Origin of the sequence: Porphyromonas sp. oral taxon 275, assembly GCF_018127745.1 — a bacterium.
Classification (GTDB): Bacteria; Bacteroidota; Bacteroidia; order Bacteroidales; family Porphyromonadaceae; genus Porphyromonas.
Genome location: NZ_CP072333.1, coordinates 1589514 through 1610955, shown reverse-complemented (window position 1 = coordinate 1610955; position 21442 = coordinate 1589514). Strand labels below are relative to the sequence as shown.

Below are 21442 nucleotides of genomic sequence, written 5' to 3'. Positions count from 1 at the left end.
GGGGTAGCGCTTTCTTTGTACATTTGTGCAAAGTCCTCACGGGAGCTAGAGCACGGCTCCTTCACTTACTAAAGCACTATCCGATGTCACGACGATCTTCGATTGCTATATGGATGCTCAGCCTGGGCCTGCTTGGCTCGCTGGGCGTACCCCTCGGGCTAAAGGCTCAGACCCAGGGCATACAGAGCACGCAGACCAAGGCACAGCCTAGCCTCGAGCAGCTGCGCACCAAGCTCAAGGCAGCCCAGGCACAGCGTCACCTCCGCGACGCGGTGACGGCCGCAGAGGAGCTCTTCGATGCTGCCTCGGGTCAGCGCCGCCTCGATGTACTCCTCGAGGCCACTACGGCACTGGTAGAGGTGAAGAACTCCCTCAAGGGGCCGAGTACGGCGGAGTCCCAGCTGGGGATTTCCCTAGCCTCCATCGAGCAAGCGCCTTGGCTCAGCCCCCGTGAGCGTATCCTCCTCGGGCTCTACAGCCTACGTATGATCTCGAACTATAGCACGCGTGGAGGCGCAGCCTTCGATACGCCGCTTCCCGTCAAGGCGCGTCCGCTCTCCCAGCTCATGCACTGGCATCAGGCCGACCTGGATCGCTACTACCTCCAGCTGGTGGAGCAGCTCCGAGGAGCGGGCTCTGCCCTCATGCAGCCGATCCCTGCTCCTTACCTTGAGCTGCTGGATCTAGCTGGGGGGACGAAGGCCTCGGGGCAAACGGGCATCTCGGCGCTCCTCGAGCTCCTCGACTACCTGCACGATATGCGCGGGGGAGGCAGTAGGTATCCCGAGGGCTTACTCCCCACCCAGCCAGCGCTCCTCACCTTGGCTCGCAGTGCAGGGACTACCAGCTATAGCGCGCTCCTGGCGGACTTCCTCGTGCTGGAGCGCGAGCTGAAGAGCCAGTCGGGGAGGCTGACGGCGCGGCAGGCCATGGAGCGTATCGAGCACTTCGCCCAGCGCTATCAGCACCAGCACTACTTTGGCTCCGTAGCGCCCAATCTCGTCGACCTCTACAGCAGCGAGCCGCTGGAGGCCGCGCGCTTCGCTGATCGCCTCCTCAGCCAGGCGGGGCAGCTGCAGCCCGACGAACTGAAGCAGCTGCGGCAGGCGCGTGCTGAGCGCCTCGAGCCGAGTATGTCCCTCCAGCTGGAGCAGCCCTGGGGGATGCCAGACAAGGTCTCCCTACGTCTCGACACGGCCTACCTCGTACGTGGCCTGCAGGTGAGTCTCTACGAGGCGCCACGCGTCTATAGGCCTACCGAGCGCGGGGAGGACTGGAGGCCGAGTGCCCAGGATAAGCCCATGCTGGTCAAGCAGTGCTCGCTCCCCGTCGATAGCCTCGCCAAGGTGGGGAAGCATCTTGTCCTAGAGCTCAAGCTACCCCAGCGACGCAACTACTTCGTCCGTGTACGCGCCGAGCTCGATCCCCGCGCCTCGCAGAAGCGCGCCTTGGTGCATGAGGAGACCTTCGTCAGCAGTGCCTTCATGGTGCTAGATCTCTGGTCCTCCGCTAGCCCCAATCACGTGCCGCGGCAGTGGCTCGACGCAGCTACGGGCCGCCCGCTCTCGGGGCTCGAGCTGGCTCAGTATAGGTATGACAAGCGCCACGAGAGCCTGCCCACACTAGCGGGTAGCCTACGTACCGATAGCCTCGGGCTCATCCTGCTCGACCGCCATGAGTCGCAGACGAGCGTCCTGCAGGCACGCGACCTCAGGGATCCACTGCGTATCAAGTACTACGGCTATGGCGAGAAGCCCCAGCCTGCCATCGACTTCGCAGCCCGCGGGCTCCAGCTGTGGGTGACGACTGACCGCCCCGCCTACCGCCCAGGCCAAGTGATGCATATCTATGGGGAGGCTGTCGATGTGGGCTTCCTTGCACGGCAGGCACGCCCTGCTCGAGGGCAGCGCATACGCCTCGAGCTGAGTGATGCCCGTGATGGGCTGCTGTGGTCCGAGGAGGTACGGAGCGATGAGCTGGGCCGCTATCATGCTAGTCATCGCCTAGCTCCAGAGGTCCTCCTCGGGCAGCTGTACCTGCGTGCGCGCTTCGTCGAGCCCCAGGGCTATCAGTACCGACAGCCCCAGGCGCAGGCCTTCGCACAGCTCCTCGAGTACAAGCGTCACGCCCTCGAGCTCCAGCTCGAGGAGCCGCCCAGGCCCTATCCCGCGGATGCCCTGCTGAGCGTCAAGGGGCAGCTGCGCCGCCTCAGTGGTGAGCCCGTCGAGCGGGCACGCCTACGCTGCGTACTGCGTGCCGAGCAGCTGTGGCGCCCGTGGCGCTCGATCTATGACTATGCCTCGCCCCGTGTGCTCCTGGATAGCACGCTGCGCTCGGGGGCAGATGGCGCCTTCGCCCTGCCGCTGGATCTAGGCGCCCTGCGCCGTCAGCTAGAGCAGGACGAGCAGGACCACGGCAGCTATAGCTACCGCGTGGAGGTGACGGCCACAGACGAGGCAGGCGAGACGACACAGCGTAGCCTGAGCCTTGCCCTAGGCGAGGTGCTCGGGGAGGTCCAGCTAGACCTCCCCGAGCTCCTGGATCTGTCGCGCCCGCTGCCCGAGCTGCGCTTCACCTACCCCATGACGGCGTGGGTGGACTCCACGATGCGGGTCGACTACGAGCTCTACGAGGGGGATAGGCTACGTCACAGCGGGCAGACAACCCTAGGCCAAGCCTTCAGCCCCTGGCTCGAGCCCCAAGAGCTAGCGGCGGGCCTCTATACGCTGCGCTACAAGGCGCACTATAAGGGCGGCACGCGCTACGAGGGCTATCGCCGCGTTTACCTCTTCGATAGCCGCCGCGATCAGCAGATCGCGGGCTTCGTGCCCCCACTCTTAGCCCTCCGTGCAGACTCGACCTACAGCGCCCAGCGCCCAGCCCGTCTGCACTGGGTGAGCGGGCTTGAGGGTGGCTACATCCACTACGTCGTCCATCACCGCTATGGGGAGCTGGCGCGCGGTGTGCTGCGGAGCAAGGCTGGCCGCATCGAGCTCTTCACCCTCCCTCTCCCCGCTAAGGATAAGCTGCCCGACCAGCTGGAGGTCCAGCTCTACACCGTCTATCAGGGCCGTCTCTACCGTGCGAGTGAGCGCTTCACCCTAGAGCAGCCCGCACCGCTGCTGGAGCTCAAGTGGACCAGCCTCCGTGACCGCACGCAGCCCGGAGCCGAGGAGCGCTGGAGCGTGCAGCTGACCTCGGGAGGCAAGCCCGTAGCTGGCGCTGCCGTCTCCACCTGGATGTACGATGCGGCGCTGGATATCTTCGGCCGCCTCAGACTCAGTAGGCCGAGCCTTCAGCTCATGGACGAATACCCGTCCTACATGGAGCCGAGGCTCCCCCGAGGCTATCGCTGGGGGCTGAGCCCCGCCCGCTCGGTCTATGGTGAGGACCTATGGGGTGAGGCTCAGAGAGGTGGTGGCTCCTTCGTCCACGACGCCCTCGCAGCGGGGCCGCAGCCTCGCCGCTACCGCTGGCTGGGCCGTGGCCGACGCATGCCCATACGCATGGGCAGGGGGGATATCCAGCTGCCCGAGGTGTTCTCCGGGAGGATGGACGGCATCATAGGGCCTGCCTTCGCCGCTGCTCCCAGCGTGCTCCGAGGCGCTGCGGCGAAGGCGGATCAGGCTGCGCCGATAGACGTGGCAGAGGAGCCGAAGGCCCTGCGTCAGGACTTCGCCGAGAGTGCCTACTTCCTCCCACGGCTGACGACGGATGCCTCGGGGACGGCCAGCTGGAGCTTCCGCATGCCTGAGGCCCTGACCCGCTGGCGCCTCGTGCTGCTGGCACACACGCCCGATATGCGCCGCTATCAGGAGCAGCGCCTAGTGACTAGCTACCGTGACTTCTCCCTCCGCCCCCAGCTGCCGCGCTTCCTGCGCCGTGGGGATAGGCCTGTCCTCAGCGCTACGCTGGTGAATATGAGCCGTGAAGAGGAGCAGGGCACGCTGCGACTCGAGCTCTTCGACCTAAGCACGCAGCGCGTCCTCTCCGAGAACTCGCAGCCCTTCCGCCTAGCGCCTCAGGGCAGCCAAACGCTGCAGCTGCCCCTCTCGATCCCTACGCTCTCGGCCGACTCGATCGGCCTGCGCGTACTGGCCCAGGGGCGCCGCTACAGCGATGGGGAGCAGCACAGACTGCCGCTACTCAGTGACGAGACCCAGCTCAGTGATGGCCTCAGCTTCAGCTTCGAGGGCGCGGGCACGAAGACGCTTTTCCTAGATAGCCTGCTGGCTCCCCTAGGTCAGGGGCTCGGCCGAGCACGCCTGGAGCTGCAGCTCGAGACCAGTCCGCTCGCCCTCGCCCTCGGTGCGCTGCCCCAGCTCGCCGAGCCTGAGGACAAGAGTACGCCCGCGCTGGCCGCCAGTCTCTATGCCGAGGCCAAGGTGCTGCGCCTACAGCAGACGCGCGGCTTCGCTGCTTGGCTCGCCGCCCGTAGACAGAGCCTACACCGCAGCGATAGCCTCGTGGCGGCACGCACCGTAGAGGCGGCCAAGAGCCCCTGGTACCACGAGCTCAAGCGGGAGCTCGAGGCCGAGCGCAGGCTGCTGGACTTCCTCGCCGCCAAGGATCATGCCCACGAGCTGCGCCAGCGTATCGCTGAGCTCAAGGCCGCACGCAATGAGGCGACCTGGGGATGGTTCGAGGGCTGGAGGCCTGATGCCTATATCAGCCAGCAGGTCATCGCCATCCTGCTGCCCACGCTGGAGCTGCTGGAGGCTAAGTCCCCCCAGCGTCAGGAGCTCCTCGGGCTCCTGAGGGAGGCACAGCCCTATATGGATCGTGAGGAACTCGAGCGCTACCAGCGCCTCAAGGAGGACCGTGCTCGTGTATCCAAGCCCGGGCCCTGGGGCTACTACGACATCCCGCTCGACTACCTCTATATGCGGGCGCAGCTCACGCAGCAGCTAGCGGTGCCGAGCTCGGCTGCGCTGGCGGCGATGCTCGGCCACTACCAGCGTCTGCTGAGTGAGCGGGCTAAGGAAGCCCCCGTCACGGATCTGGCGAAGATCGCCTACGTCCTCAAGCAAGCCCCGCAGCACAGAGCGCAGCTGCCTATACTGCTGAAGGTCCTCGCCCAGCACCTCTCGGATGAGGGCGCGATGAGCTTCTTTGCCCAGCCCGCGGAGATCCCCTACTGGAGTCGCTCGGCAGGGGTGCCGCTGGCCGTCGAGACCCTACGCGCCTTCCGCCTCGACCCTGCCTATAGCTCCCTCGTGCCGCGCCTGCAGCGCTGGCTCTTGACCCAGCGCCGCACGATGGTCTGGAAGGATCCCCTCTGCAGCGTCCTGGCGCTGGAGGCGCTGACGGAGCCCCAGCTCGAGGCATGGGGCACAGCTCAGGCCACGGAACTCAGACTCGCGCTCGAGGGCGGGGAGGACTTCAGGCTCACGGGCAGCCAGCGTACGGCGAGCCTTGAGCTTAGCCCCAGCCGTCGTCCCAAGGGTGCGCTGCAGGTCATCAAGAAGGATGGCAGCCTCATCTGGGGCGCCGCTCGCCTGCACTACAGCATCCCTACGGCAGCGGTCAAGGCCTGGGGCGAAGGCCTGAGCCTCACACGGCAGCAATATCTCGTGACGACGGAGGGCGGGCGCGATGTCCTCCGTCCCCTCGAGGAGGGCGAGCTGCTCCCCATCGGGGCCCGCATACGCACCCAGCTCGTCATCAAGCTCAAGCAAGGCCTCGACTACGTCAAGATCAGCGACCCGCGTCCAGGCTATGCCGAGCCCGTCGAGCAGAAGCCCTTCTATCCCTCCATCAGATATGGCAACGCCTACGTCGTGCCTCGCGATGGACGGACGGATATCTTCGTCGATCGGCTGACCTCAGGGACGACGGAGCTCTACTATGACCAGTGGGTGACGCGCCCCGGGGTATATAGTGGTGTCGTCACGACACTGGAGAGCCTCTACGTCTCGGAGTATAGCGCCCATACGGCGGTATCGCCCGAGCAGCGGACCACCTCTGAGCTCAAGACAGAGTAGGCCGTCAGGCGCACGCGCTCTGCCTCCGCCGCCATCCCGATAAGCAAGCCCCCGAGGAATCCAGCATTCCTCGGGGGCTTCTTTATGGGCGCGGGCGAAGCTCGTACCTAACTGAGCGCTTCGGCTCGGGCTAAGCTGCCTCGGGGCTTCGTCCTCAGGCTGAGCGGCCTAAGGCCTCCCTTAGGCTAAGGCGGAGAGGGGGTGTGGGCGCTGTCCCAAGCGTCCCCTCGAGGCGTCCGCTGCTGCGTTGGCGCCTGCTGTCCGCTTGCTCCCCGCTTCGCGAGGGATAGCCCTTAGCTCCTTGACTGATATCCCTCGAGGTGCTGACTGACGTCCCTCAGCGCCCTGACTGATATCCTTCAGACGAGCTCCCCCTTATGCCTGCGCCCCGCTGAGGCCTAGGAGCTTCAGTGGGGCGCAGGTATAGAGGGGAGGGCGGAGCCCTTAGAAGGTCTTAGCCTCGGGACTTGGGGGCTTCCCTTGGCACTAAGGTCAGCCAGGGGGCTAGCGTAGGGCTTCGTCGGGCCAAGGGCAGGGCTGGCCCGTAGCCTTGATGCTGGGGCGCTGTGCCCCCACGCTACGCAGGTAGCGGCCGAGCTGCCGAGCGAGCTGCCGTACACGCTGTGGATAAGTCGTGCTGAGATCCCGCTGCTCCCCGAGGTCGTGCGTGAGGTCATAGAGTTGATGGCGGCCCGTACGGTAGTTGTAGAGGAGCTTCCAGCGGCCTTGGCGCAGGGCGGCGTGGAAGTTGATCCCTGGCCCGTCCAATCCCCAGTTGTGTGGATAAGTCCAGTAGAGTGTCCGCTCCCGAGGCTGGCGCTTGGCCTCGAGTAGCGGGATGAGGCTGCGGCCATCCACCTGCTGCGGCAGGTGCTCGGGGCGGACTCCAGCGACCTCCAGCAGCGTGGGGAAGAGGTCCTCGATCATCACGGGATGGCTGTCGCGTCGGTCGCGCCCTACGACCCCAGGCCCAGCGACGATGAGCGGCACGCGTATGCCGCCTTCGTAGACGGAGCCCTTGCCGCTGTAGAGGGGCGCGTTCTGCCAGTGCAGCTGCCCCGAGTGCCAGTAGGCCGAGGCCGCCAGGCCGCCATTGTCACTCATGAAGAGGATGAGCGTGTCGTCGAGCTGACCTGCGCGCTCCAGTTCGTCCATCAGATCCCCGAGGCTCTTGTCCATGCCCTCGACGAGCGCGGCGTAGGCGGCCTCCTTGGGGTCTAAGCCCTCGCCGAGGTAGCGCTGATAGAAGCGCTGATCCCTGTCGAAGGGCACGTGCACGGCGTAGTGCGACATGTAGAGGAAGAAGGGACGGCGGTCGCCTGCGCTACGCTGCGCCCGCAGTGCCTGTATGGCCTCCAGCGTCAGGGCTTCGCTGAGGTAGGTGTCGGTATCCCAGTAGCGCTCTAGTCCCGGCACAGCCATAGGAGAGACGGGCTTGCCCAGCGAGTCGTGTCCGTAGCGCGCTCGCCCGAGGAAGGAGGCAGGCCCGCCAGCAGCGTGCCCCGCGATATTGACCTCGAAGCCCAGCTGCAGCGGGTCGGCCGCGGGTGTACCGATAGCGCCGAAGTGCGCCTTGCCGCAGTGTATCGTGTGGTAGCCCGCCGCACGCAGCAGCTCGGGCAGCATACGTGCGTAGTAGGTGTGGGGTGTGTCGGGGCGCGGGCTGAGGCCATTGACATTCCACTCGGGGGCCTGCAGCGTGCTGTCGGCATGGTCGGAGGGCATGTCGTAGCGCAGTGTCCAGTTGGTCACGCGGTGACGTGCGGCGTGCGCCCCCGTCAGGAGGCTGCAGCGGCTGGGGGAGGAGACGGGTGCAGCGTAGGCGTCGGTGAAGCGCACGCCACGGCGCGCCAGGCGCTCCATGGCAGGGGTGTGGTAGCGCCTATTGAGCGCCGTCGTATCGCTCCCGAAGGATACGGAGGTATCCTGCCAGCCCATATCATCCACGAGGAAGAGGAGGATATTGGGGCGCCGCGCGGGGAGGGGCTGGGCAGCGCTGAGGAGCGTAGCGGGGAGCAGGAGGCCACTCCCGAGACTGAGGAGAAGGGTAGAGCGCATAGCGTGATGGGTGTAGTGTGTGCTGTGTAGTGGGCGTGCTGTGAGGGAACTAAAGCCAAGAGGCTAGGCACGCCGCGATCGGACGTGTCTAGCCTCTCATAGCTCTAGGGGAGTGCGGTACTAAGCCCAGTACTCCTCGCCACGGACGACGCGACCGCGGTGCATGACGAAGTGCAGCTGCAGCTCCTCGTCGAGGAAGAGGATATCGGCATCCTTGCCTGCCTCGATTGCCCCCTTGGTGTCGGTGATGCTCATGATGCGGGCGGGCGTCGTCGAGGCCATATAGACGGCGTCGATCAGAGGGATGTCGCACTGCTGTACGGCCGTGCGGATGAGTCTATCCATCGTAGCGACGCTGCCCGCCAGTGCCGAGTGGTCGGAGAGCTTGCACACGCCGTCCTCGACGATGGCGTGCCCCGTAGGATCCTTGAAGTCCGCGGGGGTACCCGTGTACAGCAGGGCGTCGGTGGTGAGCGCCATACGTTCGCGACCCTTGACCTTGTAGGCGAGGTTGACCATCAGCGGGGGCACGTGGATGCCGTCGCAGATGACCTCGATGTCGAAGTCAGGCAGGTCGAGGATCGTCTCTACCGCACCAGGGACCTTATAGACGCCCTTCTTGTGGGAGACCTTCATCGCGTTGTAGAAGTGCGTGGCCAGCGTATAGCCATGCTCCCAGGCAGCCTTGATCTCGGGTTCGCCAGCCTCGGTGTGGGCGATGGCGGTGACGACGCCGAACTCCTTGACATAGCGTCCGAAGTCCAGCGTACCCTCGATCTCGGGGGCTGCGTCCCAGCGCTTGATGATGCCCTTACCGCGCTCCATGATCTTGGTGTACTCCTCGGGGCGGGCGGGGCGGATCAGCTCGGGGAGCTGGGCACCGGCCATCTTGACGGAGAAGTAAGGCCCCTCGAGGTGCAGGCCTTCGACCGAGGAGGTCTCGTCCGCGAGCAGTACCTCGGTGCACTCGATGCCCTTCATGATCGTCTCGTAGGTCGAGGTGGAGAGGGTGGGGTAGATGGTCGTCGTCCCGTTCTGCAGGTGGTAGTCCGCTGCCGTGCGGAAGGCCTCGACGGTGCCGTCCATGAAGTCCGCACCTGCGGCCCCGTGTACGTGCGTCTCGATGCCGCCGGGGATGATGTAGGAGCCACGTGCGTTGATGAGGCGGGCCCCCACGACGGGGAGCTCGGTATTCAGCACTGCCTTGATCTGCTTGCCTTCGATGAGGACGGAGCCCCCATCGATCCAGCCAGAGGGCGTATAGATACGTCCTCCTACTATTTGTGTATACATGACGATAGTGTTTTGTTAAATGTGCTTAGGTAATGACTCACGAGGTGCACGGGCAGCCCCATGACCGTGTAGAAGCTCCCCTCGATACGCTCGATGGCGCGGTAGCCTATCCACTCCTGGATGCCATAGGCGCCTGCCTTGTCTAGCGGGGCGTAGTGCTCGAGGTAGTAGCTGATATCGGCCTCCGTGAGGGGGGCGAAGTCCACGGCCGCTGTATCGCTGTAGCTGTCCTGCTGGGAGAGAGTGGTGAAGACCAGTCCCGTGGTGACCCAGTGCCTGCGTCCGCTGAGGCGGCGCAGCATGGCGGCAGCCTCTTCCCGCGTCCGAGGCTTGCCCAGCGGCTCGTCATCGACGAAGACCAGCGTGTCGGCCGTGATGAGGAGCGTCCGCTCGTCCAGGGCACCGCGGTAGGCCGCGGCCTTCTGCCCTGCGATGTAGGCAGGGATCTCGGGGAGCGGCATCGTGGCGGGGAAGGACTCGTCGATGTCGGGCAGCACCTGCTGCTCGAAGGGTAAGCCTAGCCCCCGCAGCAGCTCCACGCGGCGCGGCGACTGCGAGCCGAGGAGGATGCGCCAGCCTGCCAGCCCCTGCAGTAGGGGATGTGCTGTGGCGGCGGCTTGTGTGATCTGATCCATGTCTAGGGCCTCTTTACCAGCCGAAGCCCTCGGAGAGCGACCAGCAGCTGTTGGCCTTGAGCGTCTGCTCGATGACGTCACGCACTACGCCGTAGCCCCCATTGTAGAGGGAGATGTACTTGGCGATGGACTTGACCTCGGGGGCGGCGTCGGCAGGGGCGCAGGGGAGGGCCACTAGGCGCATGACGGGGATGTCGGGGATGTCGTCTCCGATGTAGGCGATCTCCTCGGGTCGCAGCCCTGACTCCTGGCATAGGAGCTCGAGCTGGCGCGCCTTGTCGGAGATGCGCATATAGATGTACTTGGCGCCGAGGTTGCGGAATCGCTCCGTCATCGCTTCGCTCGCGCCACCCGAGATGACGGCCAGCGTATAGCCTTGCTTCACGGCGTACTGCATGGCATAGCCGTCCTTGACGTTGACCGTACGCATGGGCATGCCGTCGGGCCCGACGGGGCTGACGTTGGCACTCACTACGCCGTCCATGTCTAGGACGAAGGCCTTGATTTGGCTTAGGTCGTGGGGAATACTACTCATCTGGCTTCCTTAAATCTTTTATTATACAAAAGTAGCTCAAATTTCGCCTACTTGTATTCCCGTGCCCTTGGGGCTGAGCCCGCGCTAGCTGCTTCGGAGGTTAGGCGGGGTGAGTGGCCTCGCAGCCCCTGCCTCCTAGGCTAAGGGCGCGCCCGCCTATAGCTCTCGCCGCCGCTCCTCTAAGACTCTTAGCAAAGGCCGTGCCAAGACTCAGTGCCGCGACAGCCTGCGCTCAGCTTGCTGACTGATATCCCTCACGGGGCTGACTGCTATCCCTCACGCGGCTCACGGACGTCCCTCACGGCGCCCACTGATATCCCTCAGCACGCCTCCCCTAGAGGCGCAGCGCGCTGGGTAGGGGGCGCTCCTGCGCCTGTCCTTGATGCGGAGTAGTGGAGGGGCAGCGTGGGGCGGTGCTGCAGCCTAGGGCGGTGGATAGTGGGGATAGGTCGGTGGATAAGCTGGGGGACGGGATGCAGACAGCCCCCAGCGGAGGCGTCGCGGGAGCGCTGTCCACTGGGGGCTGTCCTGGGGCGAAGTCAGGCGCTAGCCTACTACTTCTGTGGTAGGGTCTTCATCATCTCATCGACCGCACGGATCAGCTGGGCATCGTAGCCCGAGAGGCTCTGCTCGGGGGTGTTGTAGATGAGGATGTCGGGCTGCAGGGTCTGGTTCTCCAGCGGGCGTCCCTGCTCATCCGAGCAGGTGACCTGCGGGATGCCGAAGACGATGTGGGGATTGATCTGCGACTCCCACCATACGGCCGTCATCGTCCCCGCGACGGGGGCGCCGATGAGCTTGCCGAGGCCGAGGGTCTTGTAGGCCCAGGGGAAGCCGTGGCCGTTGCTGTAGTTGCCCTCGCTCATGAGGACGCAGCTGGGCTTGTTCCACTGCATGAAGGGGTCGTCGCCGATATACTGCCCACGCGGGGTGAAGCTGAGGTACTTCTTCCCACTCAGGAGGTGCGTGAGATCCTCATGCAGCCAGCCGCCGCCGTTGAAGCGGGTGTCGACGATGGCCGCCTCGGCATTGCGGTACTTACCTAGCAGATCCTGGAAGACGGTGCGGAAGCTGCTGCTATTCATTGCCCGCACGTAGACGTAGGCGATACGGCCCCCGCTGCGCTGACGTACCAGCTCCTCGCAGTGGCGTAGCCAGCGGCGGTACAGCAGCTCGCGCTGCTGCTCCTGGGAGATGGGCTTGACGATGTGCTCGAAGGTCTTGCCCGTCTTGGGATCGAGGATGCTGAGGTTGACGCGCTTGCCGACCTTGCCATTGAAGTAGGGCTCGAGGGCGCGCCCGGGCAGGATGTCCTCGCCGTCAATGCTCTTGATGATCATGCCAGAGGTGACCTTGCGCTCGCCATGCGCCAGCGGCCCCGAGTCGAGCACCTCGAGGATGCGCAGCCCTCGACCCTCGTAGTCGGGGTCGTAGAAGGCGCCGAGGCTAGCCGTGGCCTGAGTCTGGCTGCGGGAGTAGGCACGAGCCCCCGTGTGGGAGGCATTGAGCTCGCCGAGGAGCTCGGAGAGCATCTCGGCAAAGTCCTGATCGTTGTTGATATGCGGGAGGAACTTGCGGTAGGTCGTGCGGTAGTAGTCCCAGTCCACGCCATGCAGCTTGACGTCGTAGAACTTCTCCTTGACCTGCTGCCAGCTGTGATCGAAGATGTAGCTACGCTCCTCGGCTGGGCGGTGCTCGAAGTCAGCGGCGAACTCGATGTTCTTCAGCGTGCCGTTCTCTAGCTTCTTCAGTCCCGACTGCGTACCGAGATAGACGGTCTTGCCGTCCTGGCCTAGGATCAGTTCGCCGCCACCGATGCCGGGGGAGAGGATACGGGTGGCCTGCGTCTCCAGGTCGCGCTCCCAGAGGTCGGTGGAGGTGCCGTAGCGGGCGATGTAGTAGAGCTTGGTGCCCTCGCCGTTGATGACGGCGTCCGAGATAGAGCCCGAGGCGTAGGTGAGGCGTACGATACGGTCCTCACGGTCGGTGAAGTCGGGTTTGAAGGGCTTCTTCTGCTCTTCCTCCTTCTTCTTGTCGCCGTCCTTGGCCGCCGTCTGGGTGCTCTTCTTGGCCTTCTTGCCTATGCGTAGGATGCCGCTGGAGATGGGGCTGTAGTCCTCGTCCTCGAGGTCGAAGACGCCAGCGCCCGTCTTCTTGTCCTTATCCTTGTCCTTATCCTCGCCCTGCTGCTTGCGGAGCTCACGCTCCTCCTTCGTCTGGCGGAAGTGCTCGTAGGCCTCGCGGTCGAGGAACATCAGGTAGAGGTCCTTCTCGGAGCCCCAGCTGCCGTGGCTGCGGTAGCCCGCGCGGTCGGAGCTGAAGAGAATGGCCTTGCCGCCGAAGGCGAACTTGCCCTCGCCCTCCCTGTAGCCGCTCTCGGTGAGGTTGATCCGCTCGCCCGAGCCGTCGGCCTTGACCAGCGCACAGTCGATGTGCATCCAGCCGCCCTCGCCGCCGTAGTTCGTCAGGATCCACTGGCTGTCGGGGCTCCACTGGTAGTGCTGGTCGCCGTCGGCGTAGCTATAGTTGTAGCTCTTATCCAGTATCTTGGTCTCCTTGCCCGAGGCGAGGTCGTAGACGTAGATGCCGGTGCGGTCACGTAGGAAGGCGACCTTCTTGCCGTCGGGGCTGAAGGTGGGCTGGAAGCAAGCTTCCTGGCTGCGGGTCAGCTGGCGCTCCTTGAGCCCACGAGCGTAGACGAAGAGCTTATCGTCCTTGCGCTCCAGCTCGGTCATGTAGATATTCCAGTGCCCATCGCGCTCTGCGGCGTAGACGATCTGGCGGCCGTCGGGGCTGAAGCTGACGCTACGCTCCTGCACGGGGGTATTGGTGATGCGCTTGGTGGTCTTGTACTCGGTGTGCGTCACGTAGACCTCGCCGTGGACGACGAAGGCGATCTCCTTGCCCGAGGGCGCGACGGCGAAGGAGCTCACGCCCGAGCTGTACTGACGGTACTGTACCTTAGGCTCCTCCTCGTCGGTAACGATCTGTACGGGCACTCTGCGCGGGCTCGAGCCAGGGCGCAGCGTGTAGATCTCGCCGTCGTAGCCGAAGCAGAGCGTGCCGTCGGTGGCGCGCGAAAGGAAGCGGACGGGATCTTTCTTGAAGTCCGTCAGACGTGTGTCGGCAGCCGTGGGGCTCGCGGTGGTGCGGTGGTAGATGTTGGAGTTGCCCTCGCGCTCACTGAGGTAGTAGAAGCCGCCCTGCCCGTCCCAGACGGCATTGCGGTCCTCGCCGTCGAAGCTGGTGAGCTTGGTGTGCTTGCCCTGCTCGTCACGCAGCCAGATGTCGCGTGTGATGGGTGAGTGGGCGTGCTTGCGCCACTGATCCTCGTAGCCCTTATGGTCGGTGTAGAGGAGCTGCTTGCCCGAGAGCGAGGGCTGCAGCATGGGGTAGGGGTTCCAGAGCTTGGGGCGCGCCTCCTGGGCGTCGAGCTTGACGGCGTAGGTCTGTACGAAGCCCTGGGTGGGATGCAGGGAGAGCTGCACCGTGGGCATGATGTCGGCCTGGAAGAGGAGGGTCTTGGCATCGAGGAAGGCTACGGGGACCTCCTTGGCACTGTTGGAGGTGATGCGGCGCAGCTCAGTGCCGTCGGCACCGATGAGGAAGACGTCACGCCCACCCTCGCGGTCGGAGGAGAAGGCGATCTGTCGGCTGTCGGGGCTCCAGATGGGGGTGCCATCGTAGGCGGCATTGGAGGTCAGACGCAGCGCGCGCCCTCCTTCGGTAGGTACGGTATAGATATCACCGCGGTAGCAGAAGGCGATGCTGCGGCCGTCGGGGCTGATCTGCTGATGGCGCAGCCAGAGGGGGCGCTGGGAGCTCTGGGCGCTCAGGCTACCGAGGGTGCCCAGTGTCAGGCAGCCGATGATGGCCAGTGGGATGAGTTGCTTCATAGTCTTGTGTGCATGCGTATAGTTAATTGACTAGAACAAAGGTACTGAAAAGCCCCGAGCGCAGCACAGCTTGCTGGGGCTAAGGCTCGGGTGTCCTCTTGGGGGCGTGCTGGGGCTGCCTCCCCGAGGCTCCTATCCCAGCATGCCCCGAGAGCTAAGGGCCTCGCGCTCTAGAGCAAGCCTCCCCCCAGCTCAAGCAGGGTGAGGCGCGATAAAAGTACGAAGGCGGAGCGAAGTCTCACCTTCGCCCCGCCTTCGTGAGGGATATCCCTCAGCTCGCTGACTGCCGTCCCTTACGGCGCTGACTGACGCCCCTCAAGCTCGCCACAGCCGTCTTTCAGCTCATTGACTGCTACAGCGTTGTTTCGCTGATGGCTATCCTTCGTTTCGCTGATTGAAACTCCTCACCCTCGCCGCTGTTGTCTCCCGGCTCGCTGACTGCTACAGTTTGGCCTCGCTTGACTGGGCGCAGGCTACCGCTCGGACGGGGTACAAAGAGAGCAGCCCAGCGGGATGACGGAGGTCATTCCACTGGGCTGCTCTATATCTAAGAGGCTCGAGGCGCTTACTTCACCTTAGCTACGATAGCCTTGAAGGCCTCGGGGTGATTGACCGCCAGGTCAGCGAGGACCTTACGGTTGATCTCGATACCCTGAGCGTGCAGGGCGCCCATCAGGCGGGAGTAGGAGAGTCCCTCCAGGCGTGCAGCAGCGTTGATACGCTGGATCCACAGGGCGCGGAAGTTGCGCTTCTTGTTCTTGCGGTCACGGAAAGCGTAGGTCAGACCCTTCTCCCAAGTGTTCTTGGCGACGGTCCAGACGTTCTTGCGAGCACCGTAGTACCCACGAGTGAGCTTGAGGATACGCTTTCTCTTAGCGCGCGAAGCTACGTGATTGACTGATCTTGGCATGATGTTACTTCTTTGTGATTGGTAGCGACCAGGCGGCTCGGGGCAGGGCCTCGGGACGAGCTGATACTTGTGGGCTTACCTCTCTGTTACTGAATAATCGTGGCTTACTTACCTCTCGGAGACTAGCGGAGACGGAGGAGCTCCTTGACTTCGCGTACGTCAGCTTGATCCACGGTGGTGAAGTAGGTGAGGTTACGCTTCTGCTTCTTCGTCTTCTTGGTTAGGATGTGACTCTTGAAGGCATGTTTGCGCTTGATCTTACCAGAGCCCGTGAGCGCGAAGCGCTTCTTGGCGCTGGAGTTTGTCTTCAGCTTAGGCATTTTCTTTTCGTTATATGAGTGATTACTTATAGCCCTACTCCACTGACGCAGCCTATGCGCGAGGAGTGGGATGGGGTATGGTGTCGGAGGGGGCGGGGACTAGTCCTCGTCTTCCTCGTCCTTAGTCTTGTCCTTCTTAGGAGCAGGGGTGGCGACCTTCTTGGGGGCAAGCATGATGGTCATGCGCTTACCTTCCAGGACGGGCATGCTCTCTACGCGGCCGTAGTCCTCAAGGTCGTTGGCGAAGCGCAAGAGAAGCACCTCTCCCTGATCCTTAAATAGGATGGAGCGTCCACGGAAGAATACGTAGGCCTTGACCTTCGCGCCCTCGCTGAGGAAGCCCTTAGCGTGCTTGAGCTTGAAGTTGTAGTCGTGGTCATCAGTCTGGGGACCGAAGCGGATCTCCTTGACGACGACCTTGACGCTCTTCGCCTTCTGCTCCTTCTGCTTCTTCTTCAGCTGGAAGATGAACTTAGAGTAGTCTACGACACGGCAAACTGGTGGGTTGACGTTGGGCGAGATCTCTACCAGGTCTAGCTCTTGGTCCGCGGCGATGCGTAGCGCCTGCTGGATGGGATATACGCCCTGCTCTACATTGTCCCCGACGAGACGTACCTCCTTGACGCGGATGGCCTCGTTCGTCCGGTACTGGAACTTTTGTTTGTTGTCTACTGCCATTCAGTATATTATATGTAGGGCGCTCCCCGAGCTAGGGGAGCACCCTACTTAAGTGTTGCTGTGTGACTACTTAAAGTAAGTTATCTCTTAGGCTTGCTGCTCGGTGTGCCAAGCGTTGAGCTGGCGATCCACCTCAGCGGCGATTTGCTCTGCAAAGGTAGCAATTTTCAGCGAACCCTTATCACCCTCACCCTGCACACGTACCGAGACTTCGCCTTCCTGGGCTTCCTTCTCGCCTACGATGAGCATGTAGGGGATACGCTTGAGCTCGTTGTCGCGGATCTTGCGGCCGATCTTCTCGTTGCGATCGTCCACCTGCGTGCGGATGTCCTGCTTGTTGAGCTGGGCAGCCACCTCGTAGGCGTAGTCGTTGTACTTCTCGCTGATGGGCAGGATGACGACCTGGTCGGGCGTCAGCCACAGGGGGAAGTGACCAGCCGTATGCTCGATGAGCACGGCGACGAAGCGCTCCATAGAGCCGAAGGGCGCGCGGTGGATCATCACGGGACGATGCTTGCGGTTATCCGCGCCCGTGTACTCCAGCTCGAAGCGCTCGGGGAGGTTGTAGTCCACCTGGATCGTACCCAGCTGCCAGCGACGGCCGAGGGCATCCTTGACCATGAAGTCGAGCTTAGGCCCGTAGAAGGCTGCCTCACCGTACTCGATGACGGCGGGGAGCCCCTTCTCGGCGCAAGCGTCGATGATGGCCTGCTCGGCGCGCTCCCAGTTCTCCTCACTGCCGATATACTTATCCCTATTGACCTTGTCACGTAGGGAGATCTGGGCCTCGAAGTTCTGGAAGTTGAGTGCCTTGAAGATGATGAAGATGATGTCCATCACCTTGCAGAACTCCTCCTTGATCTGGTCGGGACGGCAGAAGAGGTGCGCGTCGTCCTGCGTGAAGCCACGTACGCGGGTGAGCCCATGCAGCTCTCCGCTCTGCTCGTAGCGGTAGACGGTGCCGAACTCTGCCAGGCGCTGCGGCAGGTCGCGGTAGGAGTGGGGGCCCATAGCCTTATAGATCTCGCAGTGGTGCGGGCAGTTCATGGGCTTGAGCATGAATTCCTCTCCCTCCTGGGGTGTGGTGATGGGGCGGAAGGAGTCCGCACCGTACTTCGCCCAGTGCCCAGAGGTCACGTAGAGCTGCTTGGAGCCGATGTGTGGGGAGATGACCTGCTGGTAGCCGAACTGCTTCTGGATCTGCTTGAGGAAGTCCTCCAGACGCAGGCGGAGCTGCGTCCCGCGGGGCAGCCAGAGGGGCAGCCCCGAGCCTACGTTCTGCGAGAAGGCGAAGAGCCCGAGCTCCTTGCCGATCTTGCGGTGGTCGCGCTTCTTGGCCTCCTCGAGGAGCTGCAGGTATTCGTCGAGCATCTTCTTCTTGGGGAAGGTGATCCCGTAGATACGCGTCAGCTGCTTGCGCTTCTCGTCGCCGCGCCAGTAGGCACCAGCCACGCTGAGCAGCTTGACGGCCTTGATGTAGCCCGTGTTGGGGACGTGTGGCCCACGGCAAAGGTCGGTGAAGCCGCCCTGCGTGTAGGTCGTGATCGAGCCGTCGGGTAGGTCCGCGATGAGCTCGAGCTTGTACTCGTCGCCCTTCTGACGGAAGAACTCCGTGACCTCCGCCTTGGTGATGTCGCGGCGGATGATGGGCTCCTTGCGCGCTGCCGCCTCGAGCATCTTGGCCTCGATGGCCGCTAGGTCTGCATCCTTGATCTGGACGCCCTCGCCCAGGTCTATATCGTAGTAGAAGCCGTTCTCGATGGGGGGGCCGATCCCGAACTTGACCTCGGGATAGATCTCCTGTAGCGCCTCGGCCATGAGGTGGGCGCTGGAGTGCCAGTAGGCGAACTTCCCCTCGGGGTCTTCCCACTTATAGAGCTTCAGCTCGGTATCCTCCTTGAGGGGGCGCATCAGGTCCCAGATCTGACCATTAACCCCAGCAGCTAGGACATCCTGCTGCAGGCGGGGGCTGATCGATCCAGCTATATCCCAAGAGGTCGTCCCTGCGGGGTACTCCCGCTGGCTGCCGTCTGGGAAGGTGACTTTGATCATTGAACTCATTGACGTGCTATTATATGTCCTTGTTCGTACAAAGATACGATAATCTGCCGTGGCGTGTTGCCCAGCGAGCGGATGGCCTCGCCGCAGCTCCGTGAGGGATATCCCTCAGCCTGCTGACTGTCGTCCCTCAGCGTGCTGACTGCCGTCCCTCAGCCTCCTCAGGGATATCCCTCAGCGGCCCTCCCCCTAGCGTGTGACCACAGCGGGGCAGGTGCTCCACGCTCGGTTCACTGGGTAGAGAGGATAAGGATAAGGGCTGCGCTCGGCTTGGGCAGGGGGCTAAGCTCGGGAGCGTCCCAAGGGGCGGGCGCTTCGCCTCCCTTACCGCTCGTAGCGGCCAGCGAAGCCTAAAGCCTTCCTCTACCTTAGCCTCGATAGCCCTCGGCTACTCCATGTGGACGACGGTAATGCCTGCCCCGCCGAAGCGTACATCTTCGTCGTGGAAGTTCGCCACGCCACGCACACCGCCGAGGTAGCTGCGTATGGCCTCGCGTAGCGCCCCCGTGCCCGTGCCGTGCAGGATACGTACCTGCCCGACCCCGAGCTGCAGGGCCTCGTCGACGTAGTAGCCTACGGCATCCAGCGCCTCACCAGCTCGGAAGCCGCGCACATCCAGCTCGTGGCGGAAGTGCAAGCGCTTCTGATGGATCTGGTCGATGATGCTCGAGGCCTGCGGCTGTATGGGCTGCTGATGCTGCTGGTGCTTGAGACGCCCTGCCTCGCCCTTGGTGGCGAGCTGCAGGCGGCTCAGCGGGACGGTGGTCTTGAGCGCGCCGAGGGCGACGACGGCCTCACGGTCGCTGAGCGAGAGGACCTGCCCCAGCGCTTTCTGTCCCTCGATACGGACGGTGCTGCCGACGCTGATCTCCCCCAGCACGCTATGGCTAGCGACGGCCTCGCGCTCGGTGTCGGTGACGAGGGCGGCCAGGCGAGGCTGCTCCTTGGGCTGGGTCTTGCCCTTGGCACGACGCTCACGGCGCGCCAAGAGGCGCTCCACCTCTCGCTGCGTCTTCTTGGCCGCAGCTAGCTGCAGGGCTTCTTCCTCAGCCGATAGCCCCTCCTTGTACTCGGTGAGCTGCTGGCGGATGAGGCGTGTCTGGTCCTTGGCGGCCTCGGCCTCACGGATCTCGCGGATGGTGCGCTCGATGCGTCCGCCCGCCTCCTGGATGATGCGGGCTGCCTCGCGGCGTGCCTCCTCGAGGATCTTCTTGCGCTCGCTCTTGAGGTGCTCGGTACCCTCGTCGAAGCGCTGTCGTGCCTCCTGCAGCGCGCGCTCGTCCTGACGTATGCTCTGGCGCTTGGTCTCCCAGTAGCGCTTGTCGCGGATAATGTCCTGCAGGTACTTATCCATGTCGATGTACTCGCTGCCTACCTGCTCGGAGACCTCGGCGATGACGTCCTCGGGGAGGCCGATCTTGCGGGCGATCTCGATGGCGAAGGAGCTCCCCGGGCGCCCAATGGAGAGGCGGAAGAGGGGGCGCATCTCGTGGCGGTCGTAGAGCATGGCGCCGTTGATGAGCCCGGGATGGTCCTCGGCGTAGGTCTTGAGGTTCTGGTAGTGCGTCGTGATGACGCCGAAGGCCCCTTGGTCATTGAAGCGGTGCAGCAGCGCCTGAGCTATGGCGCCGCCTATGGTGGGCTCGGTGCCGCCGCCGAATTCGTCGATTAGCAGCAGGCTCGCACGGTCGGCGTGGCGCACGAAGTGCTTCATGTTCCTCAGGTGCGAGCTATAGGTGCTGAGGTCGTCATCTATGCTCTGCTCGTCGCCGATGTCGATGTAGAGCCGCTCGAAGATCCCTGCCTCGGAGTGATCCTGCACGGGGATGGGCAGCCCGCACTGTAGGAGGTACTGCAGTAGGCCCACGGTCTTGAGGCATACGGACTTACCCCCAGCGTTGGGCCCCGAGATCAGGAGGATACGCGCATCGGGGGCCTGGAGCGTGATGTCTAGGGGGACGATGCTCCGCCCCGAGGCGCTGAGCGAGCGCTGCAGCAGGGGGTGGCGTGCGCCGTACCATTCCAGACGCGGCTCGGGGCTAAGGCGCGGACACTGCGCCCCCAGCTCCAGCGCCCAGTGCGCCTTGGCATAGACGAAGTCGTAGGTCGCCAGCAGCTCGTAGCTCTCCAGCAGGTGGCGGAGGTTGGGGCGTAGTCTATTGGCCACCTCGGTAAGGATGCGGATGACCTCGCGACGCTCCTCGCTCTCCAGCTCGCGGATACGGTTGTTGGCCTCGACGAGCTCTACGGGCTCGATGTAGACGGTCTTCCCCGTGGCGGACTCATCGTGGACGATGCCGCGAATCTTACGCTTGTGCATCGGGCTGACGGGGATCACGAGGCGCCCATCACGTAGGGCGGGCTGCACGTCCTGCTCCACCCAGCCTTCGCGGCGGGCGCCTGTGAGGATGCGCTGCAGCATGCCCGAGAGGCTGCGCTCGGTCTCGGCGAGCGTGCGGCGTATCTGCAGCAGCTCGCGCGAGGCATTGTCTCTCAGGCGTCCTTCCTCGGTCAGGAGGCTCCTCAGATGCTGCTCGACCTTGGGGAAGGTAGGTCGGTCCTCGAGCAGCGCCGTAAGGCGGGGGTAGAGGTAGACGAGGCTCTCATCGGCGCGCTCCCCCGTGCTCTGCTCCTCGGTGAAGAATCGGTGCAGGGCGTGCAGCGTCTCCAGCATGCGTAGCAGGTCCTGCAGCTCCAGCTCCTCGACATAGGTGCCCTGAGGGCGTATGCGGTGGAGCGCCTCGCGGCAGTCCACGATCTGGAGGCTGGGCAGCTGGTGCTCGCTCGTGAGGAGCTGCATCATCTCGCGCGTCTCCTCCAGCTCGAGGGAGATACGCTCGTAGTCGGCAGAGGCCTCTAGGGAGAGCATGCGCTCGCGCCCTAGCGAGGAGGCGCAGTGGGCAGCCAGCAGCTGGCGCAGCTCTACGAAGCCGATCTTGTCGACGTAGTTATGGGGATATAGGTCTAGTGTCTGGACGTTCATACCATATATATAATAGGGGAGAGGGCAGGCCGTCGGTACGGCTTGCCCTCGCCTCTAGGGGCGGAGCAGCCTGCTCCTCCCCAGTGTGGTGG

General features: G+C 63.9%; 11 protein-coding genes. 1 reads left to right on the top strand and 10 read right to left on the bottom strand.

The features are described from left to right. The first annotated feature begins 83 nt into the window (after window positions 1-83). Window positions 84-5984 carry an alpha-2-macroglobulin family protein gene (locus J4862_RS06395; RefSeq protein ID WP_211788294.1) on the top strand — a complete coding sequence of 1967 codons (5901 nt, stop codon included), beginning with the start codon at window positions 84-86 and terminating at the stop codon, window positions 5982-5984. A 504-nt stretch (window positions 5985-6488) separates the two neighbouring features. Here J4862_RS06395 and J4862_RS06390 read toward each other — a convergent pair. From J4862_RS06390 to J4862_RS06345, 10 genes are all read right to left on the bottom strand, one after another. After that, window positions 6489-8042, bottom strand: coding sequence for a sulfatase (locus tag J4862_RS06390; protein WP_211788293.1), 1554 nt, complete (start codon window positions 8040-8042; stop codon window positions 6489-6491). Window positions 8043-8162: 120 nt separating this feature from the next. After that, window positions 8163-9335: an N-acetylglucosamine-6-phosphate deacetylase gene (nagA, locus tag J4862_RS06385; protein WP_211788292.1), complete on the bottom strand. Its 1173-nt coding sequence runs from the start codon at window positions 9333-9335 to the stop codon at window positions 8163-8165. Beyond that, complete coding sequence (locus tag J4862_RS06380) at window positions 9320-9970, bottom strand: Maf family nucleotide pyrophosphatase (RefSeq protein WP_211788291.1); 651 nt, start codon at window positions 9968-9970, stop codon at window positions 9320-9322. The genes nagA and J4862_RS06380 overlap by 16 nt, the downstream gene beginning before the upstream one ends. A gap of 13 nt (window positions 9971-9983) precedes the next feature. Beyond that, window positions 9984-10505, bottom strand: coding sequence for an HAD family hydrolase (locus J4862_RS06375; RefSeq protein WP_211788290.1), 522 nt, complete (start codon window positions 10503-10505; stop codon window positions 9984-9986). A gap of 554 nt (window positions 10506-11059) precedes the next feature. Then, a complete protein-coding gene (locus tag J4862_RS06370; protein ID WP_211788289.1) occupies window positions 11060-14401 on the bottom strand; it encodes a S41 family peptidase in 3342 nt (1113 codons plus the stop codon). 565 nt (window positions 14402-14966) lie between these two features. After that, window positions 14967-15311 (bottom strand): 50S ribosomal protein L20, encoded by a 345-nt coding sequence (gene rplT / locus J4862_RS06365; protein ID WP_009432755.1) that lies wholly within the window; start codon window positions 15309-15311, stop codon window positions 14967-14969. Between the two features lie 122 nt (window positions 15312-15433). Further along, on the bottom strand, window positions 15434-15631 hold the full coding sequence (gene rpmI / locus J4862_RS06360; RefSeq protein ID WP_211788288.1) for a 50S ribosomal protein L35: 198 nt from the start codon (window positions 15629-15631) through the stop codon (window positions 15434-15436). Window positions 15632-15730: 99 nt separating this feature from the next. Beyond that, entirely contained in the window at window positions 15731-16309 is a 579-nt protein-coding gene (gene infC / locus J4862_RS06355; RefSeq protein WP_211788287.1) for a translation initiation factor IF-3, read from the bottom strand. An 87-nt stretch (window positions 16310-16396) separates the two neighbouring features. Continuing rightward, on the bottom strand, window positions 16397-18361 hold the full coding sequence (gene thrS, locus J4862_RS06350; RefSeq protein WP_211789570.1) for a threonine--tRNA ligase: 1965 nt from the start codon (window positions 18359-18361) through the stop codon (window positions 16397-16399). Window positions 18362-18755: 394 nt separating this feature from the next. After that, window positions 18756-21350 carry an endonuclease MutS2 gene (locus J4862_RS06345; protein ID WP_211788286.1) on the bottom strand — a complete coding sequence of 865 codons (2595 nt, stop codon included), beginning with the start codon at window positions 21348-21350 and terminating at the stop codon, window positions 18756-18758. Window positions 21351-21442: the final 92 nt, after the last annotated feature.